Here is a 12,980-nt window from a genome sequence, read left to right as displayed (position 1 = left end):
GCCTTATTCCGTTTCCTCGTCTGCCGCTGCGAGCAACGCGAACTCTTCGTCAGGCGAGTTCGCCACCAGGTGTTTGCGGCTGTACAAACCAAAGTAGGCCATGAAGACAACAAACGCGCCCAGGCACCAGAGCGCGGCCGTGGTGTCGACAAGGAAGGTGGCGATCACCGAGGCGATGGCGATCACCAGGGCGAAACCGGTGGTGTAGACCCCACCCGGGGTCTTGTACGGACGCGGCATGTCGGGTTCGCGGACCCGGAGCACGATGTGACTGATCATCATCAGCACGTAGCTGAGCGCGGCTCCGAAGACGGCCATGTTCAACAAGATTGCGCCCTCACCGGTGAAGGTGAGCGCGAATCCGATGATGCCCGGGATGATCAGCGCCCAGGTCGGCGCCTTCCGGCTGTTGGTGACCGACAGCGCAGTCGGCAGATAACCGGCCCGCGACAGAGCGAACAGCTGCCGCGAGTAGGCATACATGATCGAGAAGAAGCTCGCGACCAGACCGGCCAGCCCGATGTAGTTGACGACCGTTGCCGCACTGCCGTCGATCGCGTCGACCAGTGGGTTCGCCGATTCCCCGACACCCTGCGCGCCGAGCGCGCCGGTGGCCATGAACAGCACCAGTGCACCGGTCAGGAGCAGGACGCCCATGGCGGCGATGATGCCGCGTGGCACGTTCTTCTCGGGGTTCTCGGCTTCCTCTGCGGCCAGCGGCACGCCTTCGATGGCCAGGAAGAACCAGATCGCAAACGGAATCGCGGACCAGATGCCCAAATAGCCGAAGGGCAGGAAATCTGACGAACCGGCTGCATCCGGATCGGCGGCAATGTCCGTGAGCAACCCCGTGTCGAAGCTCCCGATGGCGGCGATGCCGAAGATGACCAGCCCGACCAGTGCGATCGCGGTGATGACGAACATCGCCTTGAGTGCCTCACCCGCACCGACGAGATGGATGCCGATGAAAACCACGTACACAGCGAGGTAGACCCACCAACCATCGGAGATCCCGAGCAGATCCAAGGATTCGACGTACCCACCGATGAACGTGGCGATGGCCGCCGGGGCGATCGCGTACTCGATCAGGATCGCCGTGCCGGTGGCAAAACCACCCCACGGCCCCAACGCTCGCCGCGCAAAGGTGTAACCACCACCGGCGGCAGGCAGCGCCGAGGACATCTCTGCCATCCCGAGCACCATGGCGAAATACATCGCGGCAATGATCACCGACGCGATGAGAAGACCACCGAATCCGCCTTCGAGCAGACCGGCATTCCATCCGGCGTAATCGCCGGAGATCACATAGCTGACACCAAGCCCGGCGAGGAGAACCCACCCGGCTGTGCCCTTACGCAGTTGACGCTTTTGAAGATATTCGGAGGACTCCGAAATCTCGGTTGCATGGCTCATGCCGAACGGTATCGAGCCTTTGCAGCGACGAGGTTAGCGCCAGCTTGCGACCTTGTTTCGTCCGGTGATCACCCGACGGCGGCGATGGCGCGATCCGACCGGAACACGTGGGGGTACGCCTCTTCGCGGCCCTGGAACGACAGGATGGACGGATTCGAGATCACACCTTCGCGGATCTCGATCGCCCGCGAGATGACAGGTGCGCCGTCCCAGGCCGCCGGACCATCCATGATCACACCCAGATGCGGGAGCAACGCGGAACTGATCTCCCAGGTCGCCGAGTCCCACAAGTAGGAAGGGCTGTGGTCGACCGCGTAGTAGAGGACATTGTTGCCGACGGTGAACGACGGCTCGATGAACGTGGTCGGGCGGGCCCAGCTGAAACCCATGCCTTCGTCGCAGGAGACGTCGATGATGATGCTGCCCGCCTCGAACGCGTCCAGGTCGGATTCGTCGAGAAAGGTCAGCGGCATGTCGGTGTTCTGCAGGACACAGTTGACGATGATGTCGCTACCTGAGAGGAACTCCGCCACCGACACCATGCCATCCGGCGTCTGCGCCGACATACTGGCCGGATCACCGCCGTCGCCGTACTCGAGCTGCACGATCTGGGTTCCGTGGATCGGTGAACCGACCGCCGCGACGTCACGGTTGGTCAACACGTGCACCTCTCCGATGCCGTGCGCGTTGAGTGCGGTCACCGCACCGCGAGCGGTGGCTCCGAAACCGATGACGGTGGCCTTGAGCCGGCGGCCGTAGTCGCCGGTTTTGCCTGCCAGTTCCAGCGCATGCAGCACCGAGCAGTAGCCGGCCAGTTCATTGTTCTTGTGGAACACGTGGAGGGCAAAGCGACCGTCGGCTCCCCAATGGTTCATCGCCTCGAAGGCGATGAGCGTCAATCGCCGGTCGATGGCGATCTGGGTCAGGGCGGTGTCCTGCACGCAGTGCGGCCAGCCCCAGATCGTTTGTCCGACGCGCATTTCCAAGAGATCAGCAGCCTGCACCTTGGGCAGCAGGATGACGTCGCAGTCGGCGATCAATTCCGCGCGGGACGCGATTCGTCCGACATGCGGCAGCAGATCGGCGTCCGTGACACCGAAATGCTCGCCGTATCCGTGTTCGAGCTGGATGTATGGGCGCAGGTCCTCATCCAGGTCCACAAAATGCCGTGGATGGATGGGGAGCCGACGTTCGTTCTCTTTGCCCGAGTGAGCAAGTATGCCGATTGAAAGAGTCGGCACCTCAGCGCTTCTTGTTGCCGGTGAACACGGTCTCGCCCGGCGAGGCGTCGGCCTTGCCTTTTTTGATGGCGCGCTTTTCTTTGAGGGACTTGCCGGATTTCTTGGTCAAACCTTGACGAGGCGACTTGTCGGCCATGTGGCGATCCCTTGATTGAGAACCTGATAGGTCCCGATGGGCTGACACTACGCCTACGGACATGGCGACCACCGGGCGCGAGACCTGGGTCCGGCGGGGTGTGGAAAACTCGAGCCATGCGTATCGCGACCTGGAACGTCAACTCCATTCGAGCCCGCAGTGAGCGGGTTGTCAGCTGGCTGGAACGGTCGAACATCGATGTCCTGGCCATGCAGGAGACCAAGTGCAAGGACGAGCAGTTCCCGGCGATGGGTTTCGAGGCCGCCGGGTACGAGGTCGCGACCTTCGGCTTCAGCCAGTGGAACGGTGTGGCGATCGCCTCGCGCGTCGGCCTCGAGGACGTCGCGCGCCAGTTCGACAACCAGCCCGGATTCACCAAGGACCCTGAAGTGGCTCCGGTCCTGGAGGCCAGGGCGCTCGGCGCCACCTGTGGCGGTGTGCGGGTATGGAGCCTGTATGTACCCAACGGTCGCACCCTCACCGATCCGCACTACGCGTACAAGCTCGAATGGCTGGCCGCGCTACGTGACAACGCCGACAAATGGCTGGCCGACGACCCGCAGGCACAGATCGCGCTGACCGGAGACTGGAATGTGGCACCCACCGACGACGACGTGTGGGATCCGACGCTCTTCGAAGGCAAGACCCACACCTCCGAACCCGAGCGCAATGCGTTCGAGGCGATGATCAAGACCGGATACACGGATGTGGTGCGGCCCCATACACCCGGACCCGGCGTCTACACCTATTGGGATTACACCCAACTGCGATTCCCCAAGCGGCAGGGAATGCGCATTGATTTCAGTCTGTGTTCACCGGCGCTGGCAGCCCGGGTCACCCATGCCGAGATCGATCGTGAAGAACGAAAAGGCAAGGGCGCCAGCGATCATGCTCCGGTGATCATGGAACTCGGCGACTGAGCACTCCTTCTCGGGGCACTCACTTCTCGGGACGTTCGGCCAACTCCTCGGCGATCTTGTGCAGGGACCGTGCCAGGACATCCCGTTCGGTCTCGTCCAGCCCGGCCAGAGCCTTCTCCAGCGCCTGAACCCGTCGAGACCGGTTGCCGTTGCCCAGTTCGATTCCGGTCTCACTCGGCGCCAGCAGGCTCGCCCGACCGTCCGCTGGATCTGCGGTGCGCACCACCAGACCGTCTTTTTCGAGACCGGTGACGATCCGCGACATCGTCGGCACCGTGAGATTCTCGCGTTCGGCCAGCGTCGACAGTCGAATCGGCACCCCGGTGTCGAGCAGTACCCACAGCGCCGACAACGAACTCAACGGCAGTGCACTCTTGTTCGCTCCCGCGCGCAGCGCCCTGGCAATCCTCGCGAGGTCACGCGAAACCGAGGCGGCGGCGTTGTTGGGCGCTGTCATAAACAGGTAGTTTACGTGCGAAGAATTCACACCTACCGGGCTATTCGACAAGTGCACCAAATAGGGCGCAATGCTCGTCGCTCGGTACGCGATCAAATTCCTCGAAATCGACCACCCGCGGGGATCCTGCCCACCAAAACTCCGAACGGTGACGTAAGCTACGCCGAGAACAACTTCACAAGCACGGGGGCTCTTCGATCCGAGGGCTGAGAGGACGGCAGGCGGCCGTCGACCGTATGAACCTGACCGGATAATGCCGGCGTAGGGAGAAATACCATGGCGACAGCCGTCCATTCCGTCACGACCGGACCCATTCGTGGCAGCTCGAAGACCTATCAACAGATCGACCATCTGCGCGTTCCGGGTCGGCGCGTGCACCTGTCCAACGGTGAGCATCACGACCTGTACGACACCTCCGGCCCCTACACCGAGACCGACCCACAATTCGACCTCGAAATCGGCCTCCCCAAGACCCGCGACAGCTGGCAACGCCCCGCACCCGTCAACGGCGCGAGCACCCAACTCGCTTGGGCCAGAGCAGGTTTGATCACCGATGAGGTGCGGTACGTGGCGGCACGGGAACAACTCCCCGCCGAACTCGTCCGCGCCGAGGTGGCCGCCGGTCGTGCCGTCATCCCGGCCAATCACCGGCATCCGGAATCGGAGCCGATGATCATCGGCAAAGCGTTCACCGTGAAGGTCAACGCCAATATCGGGAACTCCGCGGTCACGTCGTCCATCGCCGAGGAGGTCGAGAAGATGGTGTGGGCAACCCGCTGGGGAGCCGACACCATCATGGACCTGTCCACCGGCAAGGACATTCACGCCACCCGCGAATGGATCATGCGCAATTCACCGGTGCCGGTGGGTACCGTACCCATCTACCAGGCCCTGGAGAAGGTGAACGGTGATCCCACGAAACTGACCTGGGAGATGTACCGCGACACCGTGATCGAGCAGGCCGAGCAGGGTGTGGACTACATGACGGTGCACGCGGGCGTCCTTCTGCGGTATGTACCCCTGGCCGCGAACCGGGTCACCGGCATCGTCTCGCGCGGTGGCTCGATCATGGCCGCGTGGTGCCTGGCCCACCACGAGGAATCGTTCCTCTACACACACTTCGACGAACTCTGCCGCATCTTTGCGCAATACGACATCACCTTCTCACTCGGCGACGGCCTTCGTCCGGGCTCGATCGCCGACGCGAACGATGCCGCACAGTTCGCCGAGTTGCGCACCCTCGGCGAGCTGACCAAGATCGCCAAATCCTTTGGTGTGCAGGTGATGATCGAAGGTCCGGGCCACGTCCCGATGCACAAGATCGTGGAGAACGTCCGGCTCGAAGAGGAGCTCTGCGAAGAAGCCCCCTTCTACACCCTGGGCCCCCTTGCCACCGACATCGCACCGGCATACGACCACATCACCTCTGCCATCGGCGCCGCGATGATCGCCCAGGCCGGCACCGCGATGCTCTGTTATGTGACACCCAAAGAGCATCTGGGCCTACCCAACCGGGATGACGTGAAGGTCGGGGTGATCACCTACAAGATCGCCGCGCATGCTGCCGACCTCGCCAAAGAACATCCGCGGGCGCAGGAACGGGACAACGCACTGTCGAAGGCGCGCTTCGAGTTTCGCTGGAACGACCAGTTCAACCTCTCGCTCGATCCCGACACCGCCGTGGAGTATCACGATGAGACGATGCCTGCGGAGCCCGCCAAGACCGCTCATTTCTGCTCGATGTGCGGCCCCAAGTTCTGTTCGATGCGCATTTCCGCCGATGTCCGTGAATACGCGCAGAAACACAACCTGGTGACCCAGGACGACATCGACCGCAAGTTGGCGGCCGACATGGCGGCCAAGTCCCAGGAGTTCCGCGACAAGGGAAGCGCCGTGTATCTGCCGCTGACCGAGGTGGATTCGGTTGCGACGCCATGATTGAGACACCGCTGCTCCCCCTCGCCGGACCGGGCCAGAGCCCGGTCCGCGTCATGACCATCGCCGGGACGGATTCCGGTGGCGGCGCGGGCATCAACGCCGACCTGCGCACCATGGCGTTGCTGGGCGTACACGCCACCACCGCGGTGGCGGCGGTCACCGTTCAGAACAGTCTCGGGGTCAGCGGATTTCATCCGATACCCCCCGAGGTGGTGGCCGCCCAGATCCACTCGGTTGTCACCGACATCGGGATCAGCGCCGCGAAGACCGGCATGCTCGCCTCCGGCGACATCATCAATGCGATCGTCGACGTCGCAGGCGACCTCGACATCGGACGCGGCCGGTCCATCCCACTCGTTGTCGACCCGGTGTGTGCGTCCATGCACGGCGATCAACTGCTGGCCGATGAGGCGATGCATTCGTTACGCAGCAAGCTCATTCCGATTGCCACCGTGATCACGCCGAACCTCGACGAGGTCAAGTTGATCACCGGGATCGAGGTGACAGATCGGGCCAGTCAAGAAGCTGCCGCCCGGGAATTGCACGCACTCGGCGCGCAGTGGGCGCTGGTCAAGGGTGGCCACCTGCGGTCTGATCCGAACAGTCCGGACCTGCTGTTCGACGGATCTGACTTCATCGAACTGACCGCCAAGCGCATCGACACCACCCACGACCACGGAGCCGGTGACACGCTGGCCGCGGCCGTCACATGTGCACTGGCCCACGGCTATTCGGTGCCCGATGCCATCCGTTTCGCCAAGGCCTGGGTGACCCGTTCACTGTCCGCGGCCTACCCGCTGGGGGCAGGCCACGGACCGGTGAATCCTCTGTGGCGCCTCGAGAAGTGAGGACTCAGGCGTCGCGGCGGTCGGTGACCAGAACCCCGGCACCGAAGATCACGGCGGCGAATACGAGGAAGTAGATCAGCGAGCCGTACGCATTCCAGTGCCAGTCGATCCCCAGATCGCTGTCGTCGATGAAGTGGCTGCCGTTGAGGAACGGAAGGAACGGTCCGACCGCGTCGCCCACCTTCGGGATCACCGACAACAGGCCTTCGAGCACCAGACTCCAGACCAGCAGGATCACGATGGCGCCTGCCGTCTGCCGGATCAATGCGCCGAGCCCCAGCCCGATCAACACCGACAGGAACGTGTACAGCGGTACACCCCAATACATTCGGACCGCCGTCGATCCGAAGAGTTCGATGTCGCTGCCGGAGACAGCTTTCGCCAATGGCAGTGAGATCACGGTGAGCACGAAGGTCAACAGCGCCGACAGCCCGCCGTAGACAACAGCTTTGGCGACCAGCACGTTGGACCGCTGCGGTACTGCCTGGAACGACGTCCGGATGGTCCCGAACCGGAATTCACTGGTGACCGCCAACACCGCCATGATCATCAGCACCGTCACACCGAAGGCGGTGATGCCCACCAGGGAGTCGCTGACCGACATACTGCTGCCATCGCCGCTGTCGACGTTGGTTGCCCAGCCGAGCAGCAACGCGAGCCCGACACCCAGCAGCACCACGATGCCGCTGCACCAGTACGCAGACTTGGTGGTGAGCAGTTTGATCCGTTCGGCTTCAATTGCATGTGCCAACATCAGTTGCCACCTCCCTGCTGGTTCCAGCTCTGCTGATCCCCACCCTCTTGGGGCGGTGGTCCAGGTGCCCAACCCGGTGGTGGTTGGCTGGCGACGCCCGCCATGGATTCGTTGCCGTGATAGTCGACGGCGCCCGACGTCATCGACATGAAGACCTCTTCCAGCGACGCGGTCTTCCCGGACAGTTCGTGCAACCCGATCCCGTTGGAGGCGGCGATGTCACCCACCTGTTCGGTGGTCACGTTCTCCAGGCTCAATGCCGGACCGGAACCGTCATCCACCGGAATGGACCGCAGCCCCGCTGCGGCCAGCGCCGACTGCAGCTCACCGAGCCGCGGACTACGGACGCGAACGGTGATCTGCGCGCCGCCGGTGAAGTCCTTGACCGAGGAGTCGGCGATCAATTGACCTCGCCCGATGACGATCAAATGCTCTGCGGTCATTGCCATCTCGGTCAGCAGATGACTCGAGACCAGGACCGTACGGCCCTGTTCGGCCAAGGCGCGCATGAACTTTCGAATCCAGACGATGCCCTCCGGATCGAGTCCGTTCACCGGTTCGTCGAAGAGCAGGACCCCGGGGTCGCCGAGCAGCGCGGCGGCAAGGCCGAGGCGCTGCGACATACCCAGTGAGAAACCGCCCGCTTTCTTGCCCGCCACCTCGGTCAGGCCGACATCGGCGAGGACCTGGTCGACGCGGTGAAGAGGTATGCCGTTGGATGCCGCCATCCACCGCAGGTGGTTGCGGGCCGACCGGTTGGGGTGCACCCACTTTGCGTCGAGAAGCGCCCCCACCTGGGTCAACGGATTCTTCAGGTCGCGGTACAGCTGCCCGTTGATGGTTGCCGTGCCCGCGGTGGGCCGGTCCAGACCGAGAATCATCCGCATCGTCGTCGACTTACCTGCACCGTTCGGTCCGAGGAATCCGGTCACCAGACCGGGCTTCACATCGAAGGTGAGGTTACTGACCACCTGATTCTGGCCGTAGACCTTTGTCAATCCCTGAACACTGATCATGGCTCACAGTGTGCCATCGAGGTGTCACCGACCGCATCATCCTTCAGTCTGACAAACCAGAGGTGGGATCAGGGTGTGATCAGCGATCGATCTGAGGCGACGACGCCTGCGCCCAGAATCTCTTCGGGATACGTCCCGCACCGTGGGCGAGCCGGCCGGCGCCGACCGCGGCCCGCATCGCCGCGGCCATGCGCGGCGGGTCTGCCGCTCGGGTGACCGCCGAGGCCAGCAGCACTCCGGAACATCCCAGCTCCATCGCCAAGGCCGCATCACTGGCGGTGCCGATACCCGCGTCGAGGATCACCGGCACCCGCGCCGCGGCCACGATCATCTCGATGTTGTGCCGGTTGATGATCCCGAGTCCGGTGCCGATCGGCGACCCCAACGGCATGACGGCCGCGGCGCCGGCATCTTCGAGCCGACGGGCCAGGATCGGATCGTCGTTGCTGTACGGCAACACCACGAACCCGTCGTCGACCAGTGCGGTGGTCGCCGCGAGGAGTTCCGGTCCGTCGGGCAACAGCGTGCGCTCGTCGCCGACAACCTCGACTTTGACCCAATTGGTCCCGAGGGCCTCACGGGCGAGCTGGGCGGTCAGCACCGCCTCGGCGGCCGACCGGCAGCCTGCCGTATTGGGCAAGACATCGATGTCCAAGCGGCGCAACAGGTCCAGCACACCGGTCCGGCCTGCGGAGTCGACACGCCGCATCGCCACGGTCGTGAGTTCGGTTCCAGAGGCGATCAGGGCCTCTTCGAGCACAGCCAGATTCGCGGCGCCACCGGTGCCGGTGATCAGTCGGGAATGGAATGTGCGATCACCGATGATCAACGGATCATCCACCTTGCACCGCCGTGAGGATCTCGACACTGCTGCAGGTTCCGAGTGCGGTGTGCCAGGTGGACTTCGGACGCACCACCCCGTCGATCGCGATGGCCACACCGGTGCGCGGCAGATCGAGATGATCGAGCAGTTCGGCCACGGTCATCCCTTCCGGAAGCGCGGTGGCAACGCCGTTGACGACCACGTCGGTTGTCATGAGAATCTCCCTGGATCGATGGCCGGTTCGTCAATACTGTTGCCCGCAAGCATGTCCGCCACCAGATCGGCGGTGATCGCGCTCATCAGGATGCCGTTGCGGCCGTGTCCGGTGGCCGCACAGACGCGTTCGTCGAGTCTGCCGATGATCGGGAGTCCGTCCGGGGTCAGCGGACGCAGCCCGGCATCGGCTGAGAGCAGGCGATATTCGCGCAAAGACGGCATCAGCTCGATGGCATCTGCCAGCAGATCGGCCACACCGCCGACCACCGGTTGCAGATCCGCATCGCCGTCGTACTGGGTCGCACCCACGACCACCCCGTCGGACCGGGGCACGACGTAGACGGCGCGACCGTTGATCAGCCCGCGGACAACATGTTTGGGCGGCGGCAACGCCCCGTTCGCCCAGCCGAGCCGGAGCACCTCTCCCTTCGACGGGTATACCGGCAACCCGGGCCACAGCTTCGTCGATCCCACGCCCGCGGTCAGCAACAGCTGATCATCCGGCGGGCTGTTCAGATCCGTGACCTCATCAGATACGAAACGCACGCCGAGGGCGGACGCACCCGCGGTGAGCACCGACAACAACCGGCGGTTGTCCACGGCCATCTCACCACTCGCCAGAAAGCCACTGCGTACCCGCGGCGACACCGCCGGCTCGAGGCCGCGAATCTCGTTACCGGTCAACGGTTGCACCTGATGACCGCGTTGCCCGAGCCAGCCGGCGGCCATGGTGAGTTCGCCGACGTCCGCACTGTCCACCCCGGCCATCACGCTGGAGCGCGCCGCGACCACCCGGGGATCCCCGAGTCTGTCCAAGAACGCCGGCCATCGGGCCATGGCGCGTTCGGCAAAGGTGAGGTAGGTGTCTTCGCCGATGCGGCTCTCGCCGGCGATGCCGAGCATCCCGGCCGCCACCGCAGATGCCGCATCACCCCGGCCGGGGTCATAAATGGTTACTTGCCAGCCACTTTCGGCGGCCCGAAGCGCGCACGACAGTCCGATGACGCCGCCACCGACAATTCCGAGGGTCTTCATCCCACGTCCTTCCTTCGCCGGCATTATCCGGATCAGGTGTAACGGTTTCGCGGACGGTTCGTGTCCTGCGGTCTCAGCCCGAGCGGTTCCCTCGAGCACCCGTGTGTGTACTGCCGAACAGAGTACGCCGGTACATTCGGGGACTGTGACTGACCACAACCGTTCGGCCCCTGCCGGTACTCGTTCGAGTGCTGCCCGTACTCGTTTGAGCGCTGCCCGGCTCTATCTCTGTACCGACGCCCGCCGCGAGCATGGCGACCTCGCCCGGTTTGCCGACCGCGCACTGGCAGGCGGTGTCGACATCATCCAGCTCCGCGACAAGGGTTCACCCGGTGAGCGCGAGTTCGGACCGCTCGAAGCCGCCCAGGAGCTGGATCTCCTCGCTGAGCTGGCCGAGGTCACCGCCCGCCATGGCGCACTGCTCTCGGTCAACGACCGCGCCGACATCGCCGCACTCTCGGGTGCCGACATCTTGCACCTCGGCCAGGACGACCTCCCGGTGGCAGCGGCCCGCCGAATCGTCGGCGACGACGTCATCATCGGACGCAGCACCCATTCGGCAGTCGAGGCACGCAGCGCCGCAACAGAACCCGGGGTCGACTATTTCTGCACGGGTCCCTGCTGGCCGACACCCACCAAACCCGGCCGCACTGCGCCGGGGCTCGACCTCGTCCGTGACACCGCGGGCCACGCCCCGCCCCGTCCCTGGTTCGCAATCGGGGGCATCGATGAGCAACGACTGTCCGAGGTCATCGCCGCAGGCGCGCAGCGCATCGTGGTCGTCCGGGCGATCACGGCCGCGGCCGACCCGGAGGCCGCTGCCCGTCGTTTGAAGGACAATCTGCTTGCATCGGCCAAAAACTGAGAGCTATGGTGGGCAGATCATGATGAAGCAGCTTCTCGTAGTTCACCGCCGTAGCGGGGTCTGATTCGACCGGCCCCCCGCTGCGGGCCGTTGCGCTATCCGCTGGTCATCCTCTTTCCCGGAAGACCCGCTCTAATGAACATCCTGATCTCCACTGATTCACAACATCGCCACCGCGACCACTTCACCGCCCGGTTCGGACGCCCGCTGCCCTCAGCCCTGTGTGCCGAGGCCGCAGGTATGAGCTGGTCCGCCTTCACCAGCACCTACGCCCCCACCTCGGGTCCGATCCGCCTCGGAAACTGGACTGCTGACCGGGGCGCCGACGACCTGCTGTTCTGTCAGGCGACCATCGCAGACGGCGACTCGATCTCAGCGCTGTCCGCCACCGCATCCGGACCGATCGGCGCACTCACCGACATGCTGTATCAGCTCGGCGCCGGGCTCGAGATCGCCGACCTCCACCAGTACGACCACGCGGGAGGCACCACCACGTTCCTGCGCTGCGAACGTGACGGCAAACGGACCTGGTCAATGGGGTCGGGTACCAACGGTGAGAGCTCGGCGCTCGCCGCACTGATCGCCGCGGCCAATCGGCTCAGCTGACGGTACCGGTGTCGGCCGCAGCGACGATCGAGCCGAGTTGGGTCCTCAGGTCGGGCCAGCTCGCCCCGAACGCCGGGTGCAGCGGCAATTCGTTCACCCGGTCAGAGCTGACCCAGCGCAGCTCCACCGACTCACCGTTGGCCGTGGTGACCAGCGGGCAGGCGACCTCGGCGATCACGGTGGTGTAAGTCCAGCCGCTGGGTGCTCGATGTGTCACCAACTCGGTGTGCACGGTCAGTGCCGCATCGGCGATCCCGGCCTCTTCATCGGCCTCACGCACCGCGGTGTCCACCGCGCTCTCGTGGGAGTCGCGGGCGCCGCCCGGCAGTGCCCACGTTCCGCCCTGATGGCTCCAGACCGCGCGATGCTGTAACAGAATCAGCGCTTCACTCGCTTCACTAAGTGTGAAGAGTAATAGCCCGGCGGCACCGTGACGACCCCAATAACGCGATCCATCCGCGTCGAAAACCCATCCGTCGCCGTCGCCTCGCACCAGAGACCTCCTCGCCAGCCCGCGTTCGTTGGTAGTCACGCTACTTGCAGTCGGCGAGTGACACGGGGTCGCACTGCAACAAGTCCATGATCAATCGAAGTAATGTCGCTGTCAGTTCGAAAAAATCTCCGATCAGGACACGACCTGTTGGACCCGGCGAGCTCCAGGAAGAAGGGACAGCGTGACCGGCGGTAACGCAACATCTTTGCGTACCCGGTT

General features: G+C 64.2%; 15 protein-coding genes and 1 riboswitch. Of the genes, 5 read left to right on the top strand and 10 right to left on the bottom strand.

All coding sequences use genetic code 11. The features are described 5' to 3' along the window. Positions 1 to 3 precede the first annotated feature (3 nt). From eat to AC1D75_RS19615, 3 genes are all read right to left on the bottom strand, one after another. Positions 4 to 1,413, bottom strand: a complete 1,410-nt coding sequence (gene eat, locus AC1D75_RS19625) for an ethanolamine permease (protein ID WP_495517007.1) — start codon at positions 1,411 to 1,413, stop codon at positions 4 to 6. 68 nt (positions 1,414 to 1,481) lie between these two features. Then, complete coding sequence (locus AC1D75_RS19620; protein ID WP_495517006.1) at positions 1,482 to 2,654, bottom strand: N(5)-(carboxyethyl)ornithine synthase; 1,173 nt, start codon at positions 2,652 to 2,654, stop codon at positions 1,482 to 1,484. Position 2,655: 1 nt separating this feature from the next. Beyond that, positions 2,656 to 2,790: a hypothetical protein gene (locus AC1D75_RS19615; protein WP_495517005.1), complete on the bottom strand. Its 135-nt coding sequence runs from the start codon at positions 2,788 to 2,790 to the stop codon at positions 2,656 to 2,658. A 116-nt stretch (positions 2,791 to 2,906) separates the two neighbouring features. On the opposite strand from AC1D75_RS19615, the gene AC1D75_RS19610 reads away from it, so the two are divergent. Further along, positions 2,907 to 3,710, top strand: a complete 804-nt coding sequence (locus AC1D75_RS19610; RefSeq protein WP_495517004.1) for an exodeoxyribonuclease III — start codon at positions 2,907 to 2,909, stop codon at positions 3,708 to 3,710. A 19-nt stretch (positions 3,711 to 3,729) separates the two neighbouring features. Here AC1D75_RS19610 and AC1D75_RS19605 read toward each other — a convergent pair whose 3' ends face one another. Further along, positions 3,730 to 4,167, bottom strand: coding sequence for a MarR family winged helix-turn-helix transcriptional regulator (locus AC1D75_RS19605; protein WP_495517003.1), 438 nt, complete (start codon positions 4,165 to 4,167; stop codon positions 3,730 to 3,732). A gap of 276 nt (positions 4,168 to 4,443) precedes the next feature. Between AC1D75_RS19605 and thiC the strand changes: the two genes are divergently transcribed. Both thiC and thiD read left to right on the top strand, forming a co-directional pair. Then, the gene (thiC, locus tag AC1D75_RS19600; protein ID WP_495517002.1) at positions 4,444 to 6,105 is read left to right on the top strand and encodes a phosphomethylpyrimidine synthase ThiC; all 1,662 of its coding nucleotides are present in this window, start codon (positions 4,444 to 4,446) and stop codon (positions 6,103 to 6,105) included. Beyond that, complete coding sequence (gene thiD / locus AC1D75_RS19595) at positions 6,102 to 6,953, top strand: bifunctional hydroxymethylpyrimidine kinase/phosphomethylpyrimidine kinase (RefSeq protein WP_495517001.1); 852 nt, start codon at positions 6,102 to 6,104, stop codon at positions 6,951 to 6,953. Before thiC ends, thiD begins: the two co-directional genes overlap by 4 nt. A gap of 4 nt (positions 6,954 to 6,957) precedes the next feature. Here the strand turns inward: thiD and AC1D75_RS19590 are convergent, their stop codons facing one another. The 5 genes from AC1D75_RS19590 to thiO all read right to left on the bottom strand — a co-directional run bounded on the left by AC1D75_RS19590 (position 6,958) and on the right by thiO (position 10,797). Next, positions 6,958 to 7,707 (bottom strand): ABC transporter permease, encoded by a 750-nt coding sequence (locus tag AC1D75_RS19590; RefSeq protein ID WP_495517000.1) that lies wholly within the window; start codon positions 7,705 to 7,707, stop codon positions 6,958 to 6,960. Then, positions 7,707 to 8,723 carry an ATP-binding cassette domain-containing protein gene (locus AC1D75_RS19585; RefSeq protein WP_495516999.1) on the bottom strand — a complete coding sequence of 339 codons (1,017 nt, stop codon included), beginning with the start codon at positions 8,721 to 8,723 and terminating at the stop codon, positions 7,707 to 7,709. The genes AC1D75_RS19590 and AC1D75_RS19585 overlap by 1 nt, the downstream gene beginning before the upstream one ends. A 79-nt stretch (positions 8,724 to 8,802) precedes the next feature. After that, complete coding sequence (locus tag AC1D75_RS19580) at positions 8,803 to 9,564, bottom strand: thiazole synthase (RefSeq protein WP_495516998.1); 762 nt, start codon at positions 9,562 to 9,564, stop codon at positions 8,803 to 8,805. Further along, on the bottom strand, positions 9,557 to 9,760 hold the full coding sequence (gene thiS, locus AC1D75_RS19575; RefSeq protein ID WP_495516997.1) for a sulfur carrier protein ThiS: 204 nt from the start codon (positions 9,758 to 9,760) through the stop codon (positions 9,557 to 9,559). Before thiS ends, AC1D75_RS19580 begins: the two co-directional genes overlap by 8 nt. Beyond that, a complete protein-coding gene (thiO, locus tag AC1D75_RS19570; RefSeq protein WP_495516996.1) occupies positions 9,757 to 10,797 on the bottom strand; it encodes a glycine oxidase ThiO in 1,041 nt (346 codons plus the stop codon). Before thiO ends, thiS begins: the two co-directional genes overlap by 4 nt. Then, positions 10,788 to 10,910: riboswitch (TPP riboswitch) on the bottom strand. It overlaps the preceding gene by 10 nt. A 32-nt stretch (positions 10,911 to 10,942) precedes the next feature. On the opposite strand from thiO, the gene thiE reads away from it, so the two are divergent. Continuing rightward, a complete protein-coding gene (thiE, locus tag AC1D75_RS19565; RefSeq protein ID WP_495516995.1) occupies positions 10,943 to 11,662 on the top strand; it encodes a thiamine phosphate synthase in 720 nt (239 codons plus the stop codon). 135 nt (positions 11,663 to 11,797) lie between these two features. Beyond that, a complete protein-coding gene (locus AC1D75_RS19560) occupies positions 11,798 to 12,268 on the top strand; it encodes a 2-isopropylmalate synthase (protein WP_495516994.1) in 471 nt (156 codons plus the stop codon). Here the strand turns inward: AC1D75_RS19560 and AC1D75_RS19555 are convergent. Beyond that, positions 12,261 to 12,761, bottom strand: coding sequence for an NUDIX hydrolase (locus AC1D75_RS19555; RefSeq protein WP_495516993.1), 501 nt, complete (start codon positions 12,759 to 12,761; stop codon positions 12,261 to 12,263). The two genes, AC1D75_RS19560 and AC1D75_RS19555, sit on opposite strands and share 8 nt — an antisense overlap. Positions 12,762 to 12,980 lie beyond the last annotated feature (219 nt).

Source organism: Williamsia sp. Y712, assembly GCF_059445525.1.
Note: the sequence above shows the minus strand (reverse complement) of the source record. Positions and strands in the feature narration are given on the sequence as shown.

Excerpts from the sequence above, each read along its gene's own strand:
- thiD (WP_495517001.1), top strand. The coding sequence starts at position 6,102 with ATGATTGAGACACCGCTGCTCCCCCTCGCCGGACCGGGCCAGAGCCCG.
- AC1D75_RS19615 (WP_495517005.1), bottom strand. The coding sequence starts at position 2,790 with ATGGCCGACAAGTCGCCTCGTCAAGGTTTGACCAAGAAATCCGGCAAG.
- AC1D75_RS19590 (WP_495517000.1), bottom strand. The coding sequence starts at position 7,707 with ATGTTGGCACATGCAATTGAAGCCGAACGGATCAAACTGCTCACCACC.
- eat (WP_495517007.1), bottom strand. The coding sequence starts at position 1,413 with ATGAGCCATGCAACCGAGATTTCGGAGTCCTCCGAATATCTTCAAAAG.
- AC1D75_RS19610 (WP_495517004.1), top strand. The coding sequence starts at position 2,907 with ATGCGTATCGCGACCTGGAACGTCAACTCCATTCGAGCCCGCAGTGAG.
- AC1D75_RS19560 (WP_495516994.1), top strand. The coding sequence starts at position 11,798 with ATGAACATCCTGATCTCCACTGATTCACAACATCGCCACCGCGACCAC.
- AC1D75_RS19585 (WP_495516999.1), bottom strand. The coding sequence starts at position 8,723 with ATGATCAGTGTTCAGGGATTGACAAAGGTCTACGGCCAGAATCAGGTG.
- AC1D75_RS19605 (WP_495517003.1), bottom strand. The coding sequence starts at position 4,167 with ATGACAGCGCCCAACAACGCCGCCGCCTCGGTTTCGCGTGACCTCGCG.
- thiC (WP_495517002.1), top strand. The coding sequence starts at position 4,444 with ATGGCGACAGCCGTCCATTCCGTCACGACCGGACCCATTCGTGGCAGC.
- thiS (WP_495516997.1), bottom strand. The coding sequence starts at position 9,760 with ATGACAACCGACGTGGTCGTCAACGGCGTTGCCACCGCGCTTCCGGAA.
- thiO (WP_495516996.1), bottom strand. The coding sequence starts at position 10,797 with ATGAAGACCCTCGGAATTGTCGGTGGCGGCGTCATCGGACTGTCGTGC.